This window comes from Acinetobacter sp. ANC 4470 (assembly GCF_002135335.1).
In the GTDB taxonomy this organism is placed as follows: Bacteria; Pseudomonadota; Gammaproteobacteria; order Pseudomonadales; family Moraxellaceae; genus Acinetobacter.
This window is the reverse complement of the sequence record NZ_NEGC01000004.1, coordinates 75,711-95,015: the sequence shown is the minus strand read 5'-3', so window position 1 is coordinate 95,015 and position 19,305 is coordinate 75,711. Positions and strand designations below refer to the sequence as shown.

The window sequence follows — 19,305 nt, the reverse complement described above, 5'->3', positions numbered from 1 at the left end:
GCGCATCCTTAGCTATTGATCACAGCAATCAATTCAATTGAAATATCTTGGAAACCTGCTGGGATATAAATACAAATAGATTGCGCATCGAGCATCCGTTGATACAACTCATTATTGGGTTCAATTTCAAAGTAGTTCACTCCAGAACGAATCGGAATTGCGGTGGGAACTTGCATTAAGTACTGTAAAGGAATTACAGGCAGAGCTGCAACAACCCGTTGTTCAACATCCACTGAGTTGCCGACTTTAAAACGAAGAGGCACCAATTGAATAAGTTCATGCGATTTCATCATGCCACTTGAAACAGCAATATATAGTCGTGTATCTCGTGTAATTTTGTCTGATTCTAGACTTCCCAGCCAATAAGACGGTTTAACTTCTTTTAAAGCGATACTGATATAGCGATTTGAAATAATGGTATCGAGTAAATCTCGTAAAATAAGATCTAATTGCGAAAAGCTTTCTTGTAAATGATGATGCTTATAAACAGGGAGCTGGTCAACTTCATAAGCAGTAGAAAAGGTAAGCAGTGATCCAGTTAAACGTAATAATTCAAAAAACAACCGTTCTGGATGAATGCGTGGATATTGCAAAAGATGATTCAAGGTTGCATGTGCCGTATTTAAGGCATTGACTAGCCAAAAAGAAACAATATCTCCTGAACGAAATTCAATGATTTTTTGTTCATTTTCACGATTATTGGTTTGAATAGTTTTAATTTTGGCTTTAATCACATTTAGAGTGCGTTTTAAAGCTGAAATGAGCGTTTCACATGCTTCTATATGCAAGATCGGTGGAATAAATTTATGATCTAATTCAAAACTGCCTGAACTTTGACGTTTCACTTTAGCCACTGGTAAATATAAGAAACCATCTAATTCATGATTCGGTTCAATACTGGATTCAAAAATTTTAAATTCTGCACGGCGTCTTAATAGCGTAATATCCGCTACCGTTGCATCGGTAAATAAATCATGGGTTTCTGTTAAATGTGAGTGATAACGGCTGGGCTGGGCACTTTCATCATAAGAAACATTTTTTTTGTAAGGTTGAATAATTGATAAAGTCAAATAAACCGTCATTTCACCACGTAGATTTAAATCATCAAGCTGAATAGGATTGGGTAATAAATCACGTGCAGGTGCTTGGTAAATATCACCATCCTGCCAAATCATTTCCACTTTTTCTAAAGCCAAAATATGGGTGTTTAATTGAATTTCATCAAATGCAATGGATTGCACGCCATATGAAAATGGAATGGTTGCACGAATCATATGATTCAAGCGCTGTTCATGATAGGCATCTTGTAATTGAAAATGTTGTGGACGTAAAAATAGGCCTTCGCCCCAGAGAATTTTTTCTGCTTTAAACATGAAATTTACCTATCGTTATTTGTGTCGTTAATATTTGTTTGTACACCCAAAAGCTCATGTAGCGTCTCTAAAGGATTTTCATCTTTAATCACTTGCGCCAACCATTGATGTAATGGAAGCTGATTCCATTGAATGGTTTTTTGTAGCATGTAGCTGACAGGGCTATGCGGTTCATTGATTTTGAAATAATCAGCAATCTCTTGTAAAACCTGCATAGCTTGTTCACGATTTGCCAAATGATTTTGCGCTTGCGGGTGAAAGTCTTGTGGTTTCGTTGTGGCTGCTTGATCAAGAGGCGTTTGAATCGTTCCGGTAGACATGGTTGTAGCAAGAATAGGCGTAGGCTGATTTGACACAATCTTTTGTAAGCCAAGCGTATCTGTTTTATATATTTTTTTAAAACTGCTATGAATAGATTCTAATTGTGAATCTATGGATGCAAAACTGGGTGCACTTATGTTCATTAAGCTATTCAGTACATTTTTTAAAATATCCCACTGCTTCAAAGTTTCTAAAAAATCCTGATAACTTTGATATTGAAAAGATTTTGACGTATTCATCAGGGCTTGTTCAAATTGCTCAAGTGATGCATTCTCTTGTACTTGATCATGATCTTCAGTCTGTTTACGACGTAAATTTTGTTGGTGTAATAAGCCGTCATAATCAATTAAACAATAAAAAGGGGAAGTATTTACAATAGGAATATTCTTAATTAATACAGGTAATTGATTAATTAATCCTTGGAGTAATCCTAGACGTTGATCTAAATCATCATCTTCAATTTTTGGATGTAATAATGCCCAAAAATTACTTAAGCTAAGCTGAGTGAGTTCTAGACCTTTAGAGATACCTTCAAAACCGTATAGGTTTGACCACGCTTCAATTAGCCAGCTGTACAACCGAATATCTTTGGTTTTCTCAGTCAATAACTCAATGGATTTCGTATTTACAAACTGCCAATCGGCCAGTTTCGGCTCCACAATCCAATCGCCTTGATCTAGCAATGGATCATCTTGAGATTTTGCTTTTTTTATCGCATGAAATTCATTTGAAAATGAATAATCCATCCCACAAGGGGCTTCATCTGAGATGACGCTTAATAATGATTCGAGTTCTAAACTCATATTATGCCTTTTATAATATTTAAAAAATTATGCTTCTATCGCTTTGCTTTTATTATTACTACGTTTTTTTATGTTTTTTACAACAGGATCAAGTTGATAGATAATCTCATCGGCCTGAACATCAATAAATATTTGTTTTGGTAGTTTTTGTTCTGCTAGGCAAACTAAAATTTTCGTTGCTAAAGCAGGTAATACTGAAGAATTCAAAATATGGTCTACATTACGTGCACCACTATCGACTTCAGTACAACGACTCAGGAGTAATTCAATCAGTGCTTCAGTGTAAGTCACTTTGCTGGCGTATTGTTTTTCTAAACGTGCGGTAATTTTAGCTAATTTATGTTTAATAATCCGTACCAGTAAATCATCATGTAAAGGGAAGTAAGGCACGACACGCAAACGACCTAAAAATGCAGATTTAAATTGTTGATATAAATTCGGTTTTAATTGATCGATTAATTCTTCGGCTGTTGGCCATTCCTGAACAGGTAAGTTTAAACAGGCCTGCATAATTGCACTTGAACCGACATTAGCGGTTAAAAGAATGGTGGTATTTTTAAAGTCTATTAAACGACCTTCACCATCTTCAAGCATGCCTTTATCGAAAACTTGATAAAATAATTCTTGAACATCACTATGGGCTTTTTCAATTTCATCTAACAATACAACACTATATGGATTACGACGAACAGCTTCAGTTAAAACACCACCTTGACCATAACCAATATAACCCGGAGGCGCTCCCTTTAATGCAGAGACCGTATGTGCTTCCTGATATTCAGACATATTAATGGTAATTAAGTGAGACTCTCCGCCATATAATGCATCGGCTAGCGCTAGCGCTGTTTCTGTTTTACCTACGCCACTGGGCCCAACCAATAAAAAGACGCCTTGTGGTTTATTCGGGTCTTCAAGTTTTGCTTTAGATGTTTGAATCCCTTGCACAAGTTGATGCAAAGCATAATCTTGTCCCATCACACGTTCAGCAAGTTTATCTTGCAAAGATAAAATTTTCTTGATTTCATCACTGACCATTTTCCCTATAGGAATACCGGTCCAATCTGAAATAATTTCATTAATAATCTGTGCATTGACCCGTTCAAATACTAGCGGTGTTGTTCCTTGTAGGGCAGCCAATTGTTGACGTAAAACACTAATGACTTGTTTATCTTGATTTGAAGAATCAACTAACTGATCTTTTTGTATATAAGATTGAATTTTTTGAACAAGTTCTAGTTCAGATTTCCATTGTTTTTTAGTATTGCTAATTTCAGCATCTAAAAATTCAATTTTCTGGCCTAACGCTGTTAAACGCTCATGATGAATGGGGCGGTTTTTATGTTCATTGTCCAGAATTTTATGTTCAAGATGTAAGTTATATCGTTGCGCTTGCAGATGATCTAACTTTATCGGTTGAGCATTCTGCGTTAATGCAACACGAGCGGCTGCTGTATCCAATACACTAATCGCTTTATCTGGAAGTTTCCGTCCACTAATATAGCGATGAGAGGACTGTACGGCTGTAACAATCGCTTGATCATCAATTTGTAAATTAAAATGATGTGCCATGACAGGAATCATTGCTCGTAACATATCAATGGCAACTGCTTCCGTCGGTTCCTCAACCTTAACCACTTGAAAACGCCGACTTAATGCCGCATCTTTTTCAAAATATTGCTTATATTCAGCCCATGTGGTTGCAGCAATAGTACGTAATTCACCTCGTGCTAGCGCAGGTTTAAGTAAATTTGCAGCATCATTTTGTCCAGCCTGTCCACCCGCACCAATTAACGTATGTGCTTCATCAATAAATAAAATAATAGGATGGCTTGAGCTTTGAACTTCTTGAATCACTTGTTTTAAACGATTTTCAAATTCACCTTTAACACTGGCACCTGCTTGTAACAAACCCATATCAAGGGTATGTAAATGCACATTTTTTAAAGCATCTGGAACTTGATGATTGGCAATTTTAAGTGCTAGGCCTTCAACAACAGCTGTTTTTCCGACACCAGGTTCACCCGTTAGAATAGGATTGTTTTGACGACGGCGCATTAAAATATCGAGTAGCAAACGAATCTCAAATTCACGACCAATCACAGGGTCAATCTCACCATTTTTAGCTTTTTCAGTTAAGTTACTGGTAAATTGATCTAGAGCCGGTGTTTTTTTTGAAATTTGTTCTGATGGCTTATTGTCTCTTATTGGATGATTATTATTCAAATGTTGTTCAGATTGATGCTCAATACTGTGTGAACATATCTCTAAAAAATGATGTTTCATGCTGTCGATAGGGAACAAGTCAAACAAACTTGAAGCACGCACTGCAATTTGATAAAGATCAGAAGCTGTCAATAAAACAACCAGCAGATGACCACTTCGAATCACGGGTTTCTGTTCAGCAGAAGCCAATAACCAAGCTTGTTCTAATAAGTAAATAATTGATTTAGCAAAGATTGGAGTACGACTATTACCTTTCGGTAATTGCGCAATATTTTGTTTTAAATCATCGATTAAACCATCAGTCGAAATTTTGTATTTTGCTAAAAGCAGCTGTAAATCATTTTTTGCAGTTTGTTGTAGCAATTCCAAAAAGAAATGTTCAATTTCGATTTCATAATTTTGTTGCGCTATACAGCTGTTGGCTGACTTTTCCAGTGCCATTCGGGCACAAGAAGATAATTTTGTAATCAAAATTTTTAAATTATTCATATGGCACTCGATCTTCTAAAAGAACAATCAATTTTTATTGTATTTTCATCACTTAATCAGTTTTAATTAAATATTTATTAAAAACAAAGATTTATATTTTTATGTGTGAAAGCATTTGGCGTATTCTACACATTTTTCCGAAAAAACAAAAAATATATATGATCTATTTTGGCGTTTTACAGACAAAAACTATAAAATATGTCAAATAATGATAATTATTGTTAATTTTTTGTTGACTTAGTAGGACTATTTTTTGTTAAATTCGCAGCGTTGATTTGAAATTATAAAAATTGAAATAAAACTGAGCAAATCACCCATGTGATTTAACTCATATTAATAATTAAACTTAAAATAATTAAAGTAGAGGCTGACTTTGAATCAAAGTATATTTTTTATATCCATAATTGTCATGATTATGGTGAGTCAATTCACATTTGCAGATGAAAATCGAATTGAACTTAAAAAAGGTTGCATTAAAGATTACCCTTTGGTTGCTAATGAAACTGATCCAGACTTACTCAAGATTTATAGCCAAATTTGTGATAACAAGAATAAAAAAAACAGTGAATTAAAAAATGAATTGTTTATTCAAGCAGCACAAAGATTTCAACAATTAGATAAAAATTTAAAAGCATTACAATTGGTAGATCATTTACGTAAGCAAAATATTCAGCGTACTGCACTTACAGATGTCACTTTTCTTGCAGGAGTAGGCATTGCACAAAGTTCTTTACAGCATATGCGTAATAATGAATTACGCTATTTAAATACTGAAATGACCTATCCAGCAGCGAAGCAATTGTCAGAGAGTATTCGTACATCGCTAGGAATACTCGATGCTTCAGCATCTAAATCGGCGTCTAAAGTTGAGATGCAAAATACGACAAAGAATAAAAAATCCACCAAAGAAGCTGCAAAAAAGCTAACTTCATCTCACTATTCAAGCAATAAAAAAACGCAGCTCAGCCGATCAAAAAGTATGAATTCACCTCCAGTAAAAACATCGATAAGAACCGTCATTACAGCAATAAAACCACAAAATACAACTTCAACAGCTTCGGGTTCAAGCCCATTTTCTTCATTTAAAAATAATTAAAATAGGAGCATATTCATGGCTAAACGTGAAAGTGTACAAAAAAAATTGCAACGAATCCGTCCACCTCGCGTACAACTAACTTACGATGTGGAAGTGGGAGACGCTAAAGAAGTTAAGGAGTTACCCTTTGTAATTGGCGTGTTAGGGGACTTTTCTGCGGCTTCTGAATTAGAAAAAACCAAATTAAAAGATAAGAAATTTATCAATATAGATTTGGATAACATTGATGATGTCATGACCTCTCTTGCACCACGTGCGGCTTTTCAAGTGGAAAATATGCTTACTGAAGAAAAGGGATCTCTAGCAATAAATTTAAACTTTAATGGCATGCAAGATTTCCGTCCAGAAAATGTGGTTCTACAGGTTGATCCTTTACGAAAATTAGTTGAAGCGCGCGAGCGATTAACAGATTTACGTAATAAAATTTCAAATAATGAACGTCTTGAAGACTTGCTTGATGAGGTTTTACAAAATACCGATCAAGTGCGTAAGTTGAGTGCGGAGGCAGAATATGAATAATTTATATGCTGCGACTGCGACCAATATCGATGTTGAAGAGTTTTCTTTGCTTGACAGTATTGTTGAACAAAGTCGTATTGCGCGTAATGATGAAGAACATCATCGGGTAAAAAACTTAATTGCAGAATTAGCCAAAGAAGTCATGGATGGAACGATTGTCGTTTCTGAAAATATGACCTTATCTATTGATAAACGAATTGCAGAAATTGATGCTTTAATTTCTAGTCAATTAAGCAAAATCATGCATCATGAACAATTTCAAAAAATTGAATCTACATGGCGTGGTTTGTATTATTTCTGCCAAGAAACGCCATCCCATTCTTTAATTAAAATTCGTATGTTAAATACGACTAAAAAAGAGCTGACTAAAGATTTTCAGGGTGCGACAGATTTTGACCAAAGTAGCTTATTTAAAAAAATCTATGAGCAAGAGTATGGTTCATTTGGTGGTGCACCATATGCTACTTTAATTGGTGATTTCGAATTTGATCGTACACCATCAGATATGTATTTGTTGGAACAAATTTCCCATGTTGCTGCCGCAGCACATGCCCCCTTTATTTCCGCAGCAAGCCCAAATATGCTTGGGTTAGAGTCATTTACTGATATTGATCGACCGCGTGATGTTTCAAAAATATTTGAAACAGCCGAATATGTACAATGGCGTTCATTTCGCGAAAGTGATGATGCCCGTTATGTCGCATTGACCATGCCACGGGTATTAGGGCGTTTACCATATCATCCTAAAGATGGTACACCGACTGAAGGTTTTAACTTTGTTGAAGAAGTTTCCGGTCAAAATCATGATGAATATTTATGGATGAATGCGGCTTATGCCTTTGCAACACGTTTAACCAATGCCTTTGATATGCATGGTTGGTGTGCAGCCATTCGTGGTGTAGAGGGTGGTGGGTTGGTTGAAGGTTTACCTGTACATACCTTTAAAACTAATGATGGGGAAGTGGTCTTTAAGTGTCCAACTGAAATTGCCATTACTGATCGCCGAGAAAAAGAACTCAGTGACTTAGGTTTTATTCCTCTGGTTCATTGTAAAAATACCGATTATGCAGCGTTCTTTGGCGCCCAATCGACACAAAAACCGAAAAAATATGATAGTGATACAGCAAATGCCAATTCTACTTTATCCAGTCAAATTCAATACATTATGGCTGTTTCTCGTATTGCACATTATTTAAAAGCCATGATGCGAGATAAAGTCGGTAGTTTTGCTTCTGCTGGAAATATTGAAGCATTTCTAAATGAATGGTTATCACAATACATTTTGCTAGACGATGGAGCTTCTCAAGAAGCGAAAGCACAATATCCACTTCGTGAAGCTTCTGTAAAAGTTGTAGAAAACCCAGCTCAACCTGGGCATTACAAGTCAGTGGTCTTTCTAAGACCACATTTTCAATTGGATGAGTTATCCGTTTCTTTACGACTCGTTACTGAGTTACCTCAGTCCTCTCATTAAGAAGAGTGCAATTTTATAATAACTTTAAATTAAAATAGGAAAATCTAAAAAAATGAAAGACATATATGTACAATTTCGAGGAAAATATAAGGTTGATGGAGAGTCTCGTGATACTGAGCATAAAGATTGGTTAGAAGTTAACTCTTGGGCACACAATATGCGTCAACCAAAATCAGCAACATCATCAAGTGTTGGTGGTCATACGGCGGAACGTGTTGAGCATTCAGATATGATTTTTGTCAAAGATCTGGATGCAACCAGCCCAAAACTTTGGGAAGCGTGTTCAGCGGGTTATACCTTTGATGAAGTTCAAATCGATTTTTACCGTGCAAATGGTGATAAAAGGATTAAATATCTTCAAATTAAATTAAAACATGTCCTTGTTTCTAATGTCATACCCACTGTAAATGAAGAAGGTGTACCTACTGAATCATTTGGTTTGAAATATGCAGCAGTAGAATGGACTTATAATCAACAAGATATTAATGGTACGCAAAAAGGTGCTGTGACTAAAAAATGGTCACTTTCTAATAATACGGCGTCATACGCTGCATAATTTTGTGACAAAAATAGTGGTTAACAGTGCTTAGCCACTGTTTTTTATCTTTGATCTTAAAATAAGTAAAATATGAATTTAGACCAATTATATCCCTACGGCTTTAGAACAACGCTATTTGACCGTTTATTACCTGAAACTGATCAAAATTATAGAGGCATCTCTCTTCAAAAGTTACGGGAATCTGTAGCCTTTGATTTAGAGGATTTGCTGAATAGCCGAATGGCGAAATTAGATCATTTCATTGATCAATTTCCTTTGGCGAAACAATCTATTTTGCAATTTGGAATTATTGATTTTGTTGGGCTATCGACGGCTAATCCAAGCGATCGGGACAAAATTTGTCAATCTATTCAACAATCGATTACTGCACATGAACCAAGGCTTAAACAAATTAAAGTCGAGATGTTACTCGATGGTCAGAATATGGGGGCTTTATATTTAAGCATCCATGCGTACTTAAATATTCATCCTTTATTTGAGCCTGTTATTTTTGATGCTTTATTAAAACCAACAACACAACAATATGTTATTTCGGCACGATCTTAAGTGGGTTTTCTGTGATTGAAGAACTGTTACCGTATTATGAAAAACAATTACAAGAATTTGGGCAACAATCGCGTGAATTTGCACGAAAATATCCAAAAATTGCTCAGCGTTTAGCGCTTAATCAGGAGCAAATTGATGACCCACATATTGAACGTTTGATTCAAGCTTTCTCACTGGTGGCAGCTCGTATTGATAAAAAACTTGCCGATAGTTATGAGGTTTTTACACGGTCATTATTTGAGGTGATGTTTCCTCAATATCTCAAACCGTTTCCAGCATGTTCCGTGGTGAGTTTTGACGATATCAATAAAGTTAAAAAACTCAACGAAGCACATGAGATTCCTCAATCGACAACATTAAAATCGCGTAGTTTTAAGGGAGTACAATGCGAATTTACTACGACACGCGCTGTTCGATTACTACCGATTGCATTAAACCAGTTAAATTTTAAGACCAATCCAAGTGCTTATATGCACTTAAATCAAAATGCAACATTGAGTTTAAACTTTGAAATTTTTAATCAAAGTCACAAACATTTAATCCTCGAAAAATTACCTATTTATTTGGATGCCATTTCTAATTTTCCCTTACAGGTTTTAGATAGCATCTTTCATCAAAGTACGGGTTTTTCATTAAAAATGGGAAACCAGATTATTGCAATTAATAATCCATTTGAAGTGCTCGGTTTTACCGAACAAGAGAGTTTATTGCCCATTGATCAGCACAGCCATCATGCTTATCGTTTATTAATGGAATATTTTTGTTTTGCTGAAAAATTTAATTATCTCAATCTGAATTTAAGTTTTTTAAAACACTTAAAGCAAGAGCAAAACGAATTTGAAATCTTGATTCATTTAAAGTTGAACTTAAATGATCAAGCCTGTATTCAAAACTATACAGAATTAAATATTGCGAATTTTAAATTGTTTTCAACTCCCATCGTTAATTTATTTCATAAGCAAGCCGAACCACAGAAAATCAATCATAAACAATTAGAATATCCATTAATTACGGATATACATCATCCAGAATTTTATCAAGTCTATTCTATTATTAAAATGAATATGATTCGAGAAAAAAGTAATCACGATCAGGTGGTTTTTCCTGTTTTACCGTTTTTTGCGATGAGTCATTATCAGCAAGATGATGTCCAGTTTTTTTATAGTCTAAGCTCACCCCAATTACCAAATAAATTACTTGAAACAGGCTATTCCATTATTTCTAAGCATTTGTTACCGCACAGCACCAAATCTGATTTTATGAGTTGTCAACTGTTGTGTTCCAATCGAGATTTACCGCATGAGGCATTCAGTCAAGCCAATAATGTGCTCAACTTAAATGATAGTAATTTGGCACGGCATGCGCTTATTTTAAAAAGACCAACACTATCTTATTCTTTTGCTCAAAATAAAAAGGAACAATGGCGCATTATTTCTCATCTTTCACTCAATACTTTATCGTTAATGAAAGGCGATGCCATCAGTCATATTAAGGAGCTTTTAGAGCTGTATAATTTGCCTAAATTAAAAGAAAACCACCTTATTATTGATTCTATTAAAAAGATTGATTTTTCTTTGACGCAAAAGTTGGTTGAAGCAAAACCTTTTCCTTTGTTTGTACGTGGTGTGAAGGTGAATTTATCCATTGATTCACAGATTTTTAGAGGGCACAGTCTGTATATTTTCACTCAACTTTTAAGTCATATTTTTAGTTTAAAAGTGCAAATGAACAGTTATGTTGACTTAGTCGTAAGAGATTCAAATACACAACAGGAGTTATACCAATGCGTGCAGAACGTTGGTGGCAAGAAGCTTCTGTAATTGATGATTTGATTACAAGGCCTACATCTTATGAGTTTATTCAGGCGACACGTTTGTTGCGACACATACCTTATTCACCGACAACAGGTTATTGGGCGAATAATTTTAAGTTCAATAGTTCTTTAAATCTTAATTTTCCCGGTTCTGAAATTGAAACACTCAAGCTTGAAAATGAACGTATCCATTTAACCAATTTAATGGTCGGTTTAACGGGAATGCAAGGTGCTTTGCCTTATACCTATACCCATAAAATTAAACAAAGTGGTCGTCAGCAAAAAGTAGAAACCATTCATTTTCTAGGTTTATTTAATCACAAATTGACAGCGCAATATGTAGATGCGCGTTTAGCGTATCATTTACCCATACGTTATGAAATAGAAGCAGAAAATGATTATCTCGATATTCTGCATGCTTTAAATGGCTATGTAAGTTCACAACAAGAACAAGCGGAATTAGACGATTATTTCGCAGAGTTTTCAGGGCTAATGCAAGGTCAAAATAATACAGCGTATGCGTTGATGACCATGTTGAGTTGTATTTTTAAAACTAATTTTGTAATAAAAGAGTTTATTGAGGAAAAATTTAAATTAGACGATGGACAAAAAACTACTTTAGGAGGATTGAATGCAAGTTTATTAGGCGTGAATACTTTTTGTGGTGAAAATATTCGACAAATTAATGAAAAAATTGAAATACAAGTTGGTCCATTATCTAGAAAAGATTATCTCAATTTTTTACCTGAGCAAAAAATGAGCAATAAACTCAAGAAAATACTATCCACTTGGTGTAGTCCAACATTAATGATGGACGTTCGGTTAATTTTAAAAAAAGAAGATATACAGCCACTGTGCTTAGATTCTCAATCAGAAATCGGTTTAACTCAGGGGGCTTTTTTAATGCCAAAACATGCTGCTGAACATCACTCAGAAACGTGTTATGCATTATTGGGTGGTGTTTTATGATTAAACTCATGACTGGAATTTTTAGCAGTATCTTTATTCTAGCAAGCATGGCGATTATTTATTATTGGCGGGATATTCAATATGATCCATCGAGTATGGATTTAATCGCATATTTTATTTTGTTACCCACGGTATTATCTCTAATACTACTTTCACCCTATTTAATTTATCAAGCTTACCAATATCAAAAAAAGCGCAAAGAAACACAACAAGCGCGATTACAACAGCAAAAATCTGACCACATTGAACGAGAAAAAAATAATGTAAAAACTAAAACTGATGCTATTCAATGGCTTACTTTAAATATCTTTTCTTCATTTGCGGTGAGTGCATTGGGTGAAAATGAGACTATTATTGAGCAGATGAAAAAATTTAGCAGTCCAGAACTGGATGTTCATTTGATCAATGCTTATGGTTTACCTGTTCTATCCTACAGAATTACGGCGATTGATGATGATTTGCAACAATCGCAATATGACGACGATATTGATTTAGATCATGCACGTATACCGCGAATTAAAGCTTTGATTCAGCAGCAATTAGAACAACAAACTGAAATTTTATGGCAGCTGGCTGAACATTTAAAAAAATCTGCACTTTTTTATGATGTTGAACTTGCCTACCAGTATCGTATACATCCGGCTTGGGTCACTTCAGATGATCAAAAAGGTGATCAAAATGAGGATTTTGAGCCGCAGGTTGAGCAAGTTTCACGCTTAAATTGCTTGAATATTCATGTCTTATTAGCAGACAACTTATTACATATGTGGGATGAATCGTCTAGCCGTGAGCTGTTGCTTCAATTTATGCAATCATTGGGCATTATTTCGCAGCAGATCCAGATTAAATATCATTTTATTGCTCAACAAAATTCATATCAGGATTGGTTGAATTTATTGGGGCAGATAGCAACGCAGCCTCATGAAGTATCCTTGGTGATTAATGTCGATTCTGAAATTGATCAGGCATGGCTTGATGAACAAATGTGGTTAACCGAATATTATTTGGCGGCAGAATTTGCATCGAGTTGCTGTGTCACAGCTCAAGATGTAAAAATAAACCATCTAGAGGTGATGAAGATACTGAAAGTGGCATTGAATGCTGATGATTTATCAAGTTTTTTCCATCAGATGATACCCAGTCATACAGAGCAAATAGAACAAACCAATCCTTTTGTGTTGCTGTTAGATGATGCAACCGATATTAAAGTCATCAAAAAAACCACTCAAGTATTTTCACAAATCTCTGTGGATACACATCATTTTTTATATCCCAAACAAAGTTTTGGGCATACACAATCATTAGTAAAAATTTTTGGCTTTATGTTAGGCGTGCATTTACCAGAGGAGCTGACTGCAATGGTATATAGTGCCGATCACGCTTCAACGTATGCTTTTTTTCAAGCTGATATCAAATAGCATCACATTAAAAATAACTTATTTTAAATATTCATAAAAATTAAGAAAATAACGAGAATCACATGTTTTATACCATTTTAGGTTATGTCTGGCAGTATGTAACGAATCCTAAAGCCATCATTGCACTGTCTTTTTTAGTCGCATTAGTTTCCTCATATAACGTCATTCCCCGAAACATTTTTTGGGCTTTGGTTACAGCCTATGTTTTGGTTTTAATTGGATATGCTATTTATTGGCTGATTCGACAGCGCCATCATTCCAAACAAGGCGAAGTGCTTGCTAACGCGATTGAAAATGATACACACGTGGAATATGCTAAGCAAAAAGACAAAGATGAATTACAACAAATAAATCAACAAATTAAACAATCTATCCAATTAATTCGTAAGTCCAAACTGGGTGATAAAAAGGGTAATGCAGCCTTATATGAATTACCTTGGTATATGGTGATTGGCAATCCTGCTGCGGGTAAAAGTTCAGCTATTTATCATTCAGGGCTGAAATTTCCATTTGAAGAATCACATCAAAAAATGGTGTCGTCTGGATTAAGTGGTACTCGGAATTGTGATTGGTTTTTCTCGACAGAAGGGGTCTTACTGGATACCGCAGGGCGTTATTCCGTTTATGCTGAAGATCGCTCGGAATGGTTAGGCTTTTTAGGTTTATTAAAGAAAAATCGCCCTAAAGTACCAGTGAATGGCTTAATTGTGATTGTTAGTATTGCAGAACTGATTAGCCAGAGTCCTGAAAAATCAATTAAATTGGCAAAAAATTTAAGAGCACGTATCCAAGACTTAACCGAACACTTAGAGATTTTTGTACCTGTTTATTTGGTCTTTTCCAAAATGGATTTAATTGCAGGATTTACTGAATTTTTTGAATGTTATGACGTGAATGAATTTGATCAAGTTTGGGGAGCAACATTAACTTATGATCTGAACTCTGCAAATAATGCAGTAGAGCTGTTTGAAGAGCATTATTCTACTTTATATGATGGCTTAAAAGAGGTGAGTAGTACTCACCTGAGTCGACGTTATACTCAAAATATTTCACCTAGTGTGATGACATTTCCTTTGGAGTTTAAGAGCCTCAAACCCGCACTTAAAACATTTATTGGAACATTATTTGAAGAAAATCCATATCAGTTTAAGCCTGTATTTCGTGGTTTTTACTTTACCAGTGCCTTGCAAGAAGGTGTCATTGAAAGTCCAATGACTGAACAAATTGCACAGGATTTTCACTTATCCAAAAGTGTGAATAATGAAAATTCTATCCCAACCAATTCTATTTCACAAAATCATGGTTATTTTCTTAAAGGTTTATTTTCGGAAGTGATTCTAAAAGATAAAAATTTGGTCAAACAACATATTAACCCTAGACGTAAAAGACAACGCTACCTTGCATTTATGACGGTATTATTAGCTGTATCAATTATTTTAAGTGTATGGGTATGGTCATATCGTAATAATCAACAGTTGATTGCTGATGTTCAAGCGGATTTGGACAAGGTTGTGCAATTAGAAAAACAATCTGGACAAGAATTATCAACCCAACTGAATGCCTTGTTAATTTTACAAGACCGAATGCAGCAACTGGATCAATTTTCTGAAAATCGCCCAATTAAATTTGGTTTTGGTTTTGGTTTATATCAAGGCAATGAATTACGCGAAAAATTAAAAACGGAATATTTAAAAGGGGTGAAGCAAATTGTTTTACAACCTGCACAACAAAATATTGCTCAATATTTACACCATATCAAAAATAATGCAGCCACGTTAAAAGCCAATCACGTCAATGTTGAAATTAAACAAGTTGCTAAAAATAAACAATATTTAGAGCCTTCTGAAACCAATCCACAAGATGCTTATAATGCTTTAAAAGCTTACTTGATGATGAGTAATCCACAATATATGGATTCAAGTCATTTAAGTGATCAAGTAACACGTTTTTGGCGTTCTTGGTTAGATTCTAATCGTAGGCAGATGCCGCGTGGTGAAATGCTGCAAAAAGCAGAGCAAATTCTATCCTATACGATGACTTTAACTCATGATAGCCAGTTCCCATTGCTGCAGTCGGATACATTGCTTGTCGATCAAACCCGTCAAGTTTTGTTATCTGTTATTCAGGGCATACCTGCACGTGATCGTGTTTATAATGAAATTAAAATGCGTGCTGCAGTTCAATTTCCTGCGCTCACCATAAAACAATTGGTCGGTCAAAATAACCCAAATCCCGTACTCGGTAGTTATGCTTTACCCGGTATATTTACTTATAAAGCATGGTCTGAATATGTAGAAAAAGCCATTGATGAGGCGGCAAATCGTCCAACAGATAGCAAAGATTGGGTTTTAAACAGTACACAATCGGATGACCTAACTTTTAGTGGTAGCCCAAACCAAATTCGTAAACAATTAACACAATTGTATAAGCAAGAATATATAGCGGAATGGCGTAAATTTTTAAATGGCATTCATTATGCAAAAACCAATGATTTCAAACAACAAGCGATGAATATTGACGTTTTAGGCGAACCTGAAAATTCGCCTATTCGTTCTGTGATGAATCATATTGCCAAGGAAACCAGCTGGGATAATCCTATCGTTCAAGCAGAGTTAGCAGCTCCTCAAACGGGTTTTGTGGCATGGTTTAAACGTAAAGTGTTAAATAGCGATGAATCTAAAATTACCCAACAAGCATCGAATCAAACTCAGGGGGTAATTTCAACAGAATTCCAAATGTTCTACCAAACGGTTCGTAAGCGTGATGATCAACAGAATAAATCCTTACTCGATGAATACATGCAATCCCTTGCACAGGTTCGTAGCAAGTTCAATGATTTAAAAAGTGCAGGGGATATTGGCCCTACAGCCATGACTTTGGTTAAGCAAACCATTAATGAGCAAAATTCTGTCTTTAATGGCACACAAAAATTAATTGATGAAAAAATGTCCGCTGGATTGAATGAAATTGATCAACAGTTATTACAAAAATTATTGATGAGTCCACTCACCCAATCATTCAATAGTCTATTGATTCCAACACAGGATGAAATCAATAAATTATGGACAATACAGGCAAATCAACCATTTACACATAATTTAAGTCAAAAATATCCATTTAATTCTTCTGCGACCTTACAAGCAACGAGTAATGAAATTGGGCAAATTTTGGGTGAAAATGGCAGTATTGCGCGCTTTTCTAAAGATCATCTTGATCCATTGGTGATTCGTCGGGGCTATAGCTTAACGTCTAAAACTTGGAAAGATTTAGGGATTAGTTTAAATCCTCAATTTGTTATGAATTTCAAAAGTTATGTTGCGCCAAGTAATGGAATGGCAACTGGAGAGCTCAATCAAACGGCTGCTGCAACAGCAGCCAATCAATCAAACTTCCAGTTTTATCCATTAGAAAATACCCAATTACTTTTTTATACCATTGATATTGATGGTCAGCGTATGCTCTATGAAAATGGGATCCAGCAATGGGTAAATTTTGTATGGCCAAATCAAGGTGCTATTCCGGGCGCACGTATTACAGCCGTAGATTTAGAAGGGCAGACACACACAATTTTTGATGAACCGGGTGAGTATGGGATTAACCGTTTAATTGATAGTGCACAACGTACCCAACGCAGTGGTTATTTTGAGATGATTTGGAAAAATCAACAAAATCCGGACTTGGCTGTAAAAGTAAATTTCCGTTTAATCAGTGGAACTTCTGATCATGTTGGTTCTGGTCGTGGCTATATTGGAATGCAATTGGTTGACCAAGTGGTAAATCATAAATCAGTGCGTGTCGTTGCGGCACAAGCAGCGCCTATGCCTGCTGCAGCAGTTAAAACAAATGCGACCTCGGTATTAAATGGAATCACCCCATGATCTATAAAAAGAGACGGAATAGGACAACAAAAAAGTGGGAGTGTTGTAATGTATAAAATTAAAACTTTTCCACTTTATTATGGTAAATGTCCTGCACATGGAGATTTTTTGAAGACCCGTGGTCAGTCGGTTTTAATTCAATTAATGGATCAATGGATTACTGGAGCACTTGAATATGCAATGCAATCACCAGATTTCAGTCATATTTATCCAAAACTCCCTGCATTAGATTTTTTTATTGCCAATCCTCAAGCAACCAAGTTTTTGGTGGCAAACTTGATTAGTAGCGAAGATAGTTCAGGACGTCAATTTCCGATGCTACTTAGTCATTTATTAGAGGTCGATACGCCATATGATCATATTTTGTATGCACCATATAGCTACAAACAGACCTTAATGGATTTGTTGCAAAAAAATCAGGTGATACATTCCATACATGATCCTGATGTTTTGCTGGATAAATTGAGTAAATTAAGTAATGAAATTCAGATATTTACTCATATAGAGAGCGCTAAATTTTATGAATATCATACAATTTATTCATTCTCTCAATTGATGAAAGTCAGTGTTTATGAGCTTTCTCAAAGTATGATTGGATTAGGTTTTTTGCTACAACCCGTTATTCAACAAGGCACCAGTCGATTAAAAAAAGTACTTATTTTACCCATTAATAATCCAAGCTATTGCTATGAAATTGCTGCTTTTTGGGTCAATTTAATTAGTTATTTTGTTTCTAAGCAAAATGTAGAGCTATTCATTGGAATTTTACATAGTAATTCACCCGTCTTGTTAATTGGATTCCAATGTGCTGATATTATTGCACTAAGTGAAATGTTTAAACAAAAAATGGATTCAGAGCATTGGGTTTCATTAGTAAAAGCGGACTGGATTGATCCTTATTTAGAACAAAATGCAGGTTTAGCAGCCTTAGAACAGTCCTTGTGTGAGCGTCATCTAAGCTTAAGTCAAGGTGTTAAATTATTTAGACAAACATTTATAGCTGATTAAAAATGATTAAATTACAAATAATTAGAAAAAAACTAAAAGTACTGACTTTTTGTAGTCTTGTATTCGCAAGTTCTTTGGTACTCGCTGAACCAATTGTGGTTGAAGGTATAGTGCCAAATGAAGCCAGCAAACAAGCGATTTTAACCAGAATGTATAGTATTTATGGCGCTAATCAAGTAATTGATAAGATTAAAGTAAAACTAGTTTCTGCACCAAATGGCTGGAGTGATTCAGTGACTAGAATCATCACACCAGATTTAAAGAAAGTTAAACAAGGGAGATTATCTATCCGTGGTATACAGGTCGAATTGACAGGGAAAATGTCAAACCAAAATGATATTCAACCAACCACAGCAAATTTTCAAAATATGATTCAGGAACCATACCGCTTAAATATACAGCTATCTGTGAATCAAGCAGAACAGAAAATTATTGATGATGCTTTAAAAAATAGAATTATCGAGTTTGAGTCTGGGAGTTCCATATTGGTCGTATCAGGAACCAAAATTTTGGATGAAATGGCAGTTGCATTAAATAAAGTTGCTGGAAAGAAAGTTAAAATTATTGGTCATACGGATAGTTCAGGTAATCAAGCGCAAAATTTAATACTTAGTCAGGAACGTGCAGCCACAGTTAAAAGGTATTTAGCAGAAAAAAATGTACCAACTGATAATTTGAGTGTTGAAGGATTAGGTTCAACCAAACCAGTTGCTGATAACACAACCGTTGAAGGTCGTAAGAAAAATCGTAGAATTGAATTTGAAGTCCAATAAGTTACTTATAAAAAGCTACATATAACTGTAGCTTTTTATAAGT

14 protein-coding genes are annotated in these 19,305 nt (G+C 35.1%); 11 read left to right on the top strand and 3 right to left on the bottom strand.

Features of this window, described 5'->3' with window-relative positions:
- Positions 1-8: 8 nt before the first annotated feature.
- From tssK to tssH, 3 genes are read right to left on the bottom strand one after another with little or no spacing between them, the layout of a single operon-like run.
- Positions 9-1,373 carry a type VI secretion system baseplate subunit TssK gene (gene tssK / locus B9T25_RS07360; protein ID WP_086187808.1) on the bottom strand — a complete coding sequence of 455 codons (1,365 nt, stop codon included), beginning with the start codon at positions 1,371-1,373 and terminating at the stop codon, positions 9-11.
- Positions 1,374-1,378: 5 nt separating this feature from the next.
- Complete coding sequence (gene tssA / locus B9T25_RS07355) at positions 1,379-2,497, bottom strand: type VI secretion system protein TssA (RefSeq protein WP_086187807.1); 1,119 nt, start codon at positions 2,495-2,497, stop codon at positions 1,379-1,381.
- A 27-nt stretch (positions 2,498-2,524) separates the two neighbouring features.
- On the bottom strand, positions 2,525-5,209 hold the full coding sequence (gene tssH, locus B9T25_RS07350; protein WP_086187806.1) for a type VI secretion system ATPase TssH: 2,685 nt from the start codon (positions 5,207-5,209) through the stop codon (positions 2,525-2,527).
- Between the two features lie 415 nt (positions 5,210-5,624).
- Here tssH and B9T25_RS07345 point away from each other — a divergent pair, with 415 nt between their 5' ends.
- The 11 genes from B9T25_RS07345 to B9T25_RS07295 all read left to right on the top strand — a co-directional run bounded on the left by B9T25_RS07345 (position 5,625) and on the right by B9T25_RS07295 (position 19,262).
- A complete protein-coding gene (locus B9T25_RS07345) occupies positions 5,625-6,305 on the top strand; it encodes a hypothetical protein (RefSeq protein ID WP_213032990.1) in 681 nt (226 codons plus the stop codon).
- Between the two features lie 15 nt (positions 6,306-6,320).
- Positions 6,321-6,824, top strand: coding sequence for a type VI secretion system contractile sheath small subunit (gene tssB / locus B9T25_RS07340; protein ID WP_086187805.1), 504 nt, complete (start codon positions 6,321-6,323; stop codon positions 6,822-6,824).
- Positions 6,817-8,298 (top strand): type VI secretion system contractile sheath large subunit, encoded by a 1,482-nt coding sequence (tssC, locus tag B9T25_RS07335; RefSeq protein WP_086187804.1) that lies wholly within the window; start codon positions 6,817-6,819, stop codon positions 8,296-8,298. Before tssB ends, tssC begins: the two co-directional genes overlap by 8 nt.
- 52 nt (positions 8,299-8,350) lie before the next feature.
- Positions 8,351-8,854: an Hcp family type VI secretion system effector gene (locus tag B9T25_RS07330; protein WP_004649007.1), complete on the top strand. Its 504-nt coding sequence runs from the start codon at positions 8,351-8,353 to the stop codon at positions 8,852-8,854.
- 72 nt (positions 8,855-8,926) lie between these two features.
- Positions 8,927-9,403 (top strand): type VI secretion system baseplate subunit TssE, encoded by a 477-nt coding sequence (tssE, locus tag B9T25_RS07325; protein WP_086187803.1) that lies wholly within the window; start codon positions 8,927-8,929, stop codon positions 9,401-9,403.
- A gap of 11 nt (positions 9,404-9,414) precedes the next feature.
- Positions 9,415-11,223 (top strand): type VI secretion system baseplate subunit TssF, encoded by a 1,809-nt coding sequence (gene tssF, locus B9T25_RS07320; protein ID WP_086187802.1) that lies wholly within the window; start codon positions 9,415-9,417, stop codon positions 11,221-11,223.
- Positions 11,187-12,185: a type VI secretion system baseplate subunit TssG gene (gene tssG, locus B9T25_RS07315; protein WP_086187801.1), complete on the top strand. Its 999-nt coding sequence runs from the start codon at positions 11,187-11,189 to the stop codon at positions 12,183-12,185. Before tssF ends, tssG begins: the two co-directional genes overlap by 37 nt.
- Entirely contained in the window at positions 12,182-13,603 is a 1,422-nt protein-coding gene (locus B9T25_RS07310) for a hypothetical protein (RefSeq protein WP_086187800.1), read from the top strand. The genes tssG and B9T25_RS07310 overlap by 4 nt, the downstream gene beginning before the upstream one ends.
- A gap of 62 nt (positions 13,604-13,665) precedes the next feature.
- Entirely contained in the window at positions 13,666-17,481 is a 3,816-nt protein-coding gene (gene tssM / locus B9T25_RS07305) for a type VI secretion system membrane subunit TssM (RefSeq protein ID WP_086187799.1), read from the top strand.
- A 48-nt stretch (positions 17,482-17,529) separates the two neighbouring features.
- Positions 17,530-18,489: a type VI secretion system-associated protein TagF gene (gene tagF / locus B9T25_RS07300; protein ID WP_086187798.1), complete on the top strand. Its 960-nt coding sequence runs from the start codon at positions 17,530-17,532 to the stop codon at positions 18,487-18,489.
- A 2-nt stretch (positions 18,490-18,491) separates the two neighbouring features.
- A complete protein-coding gene (locus B9T25_RS07295) occupies positions 18,492-19,262 on the top strand; it encodes an OmpA family protein (RefSeq protein WP_086187797.1) in 771 nt (256 codons plus the stop codon).
- Positions 19,263-19,305: the final 43 nt, after the last annotated feature.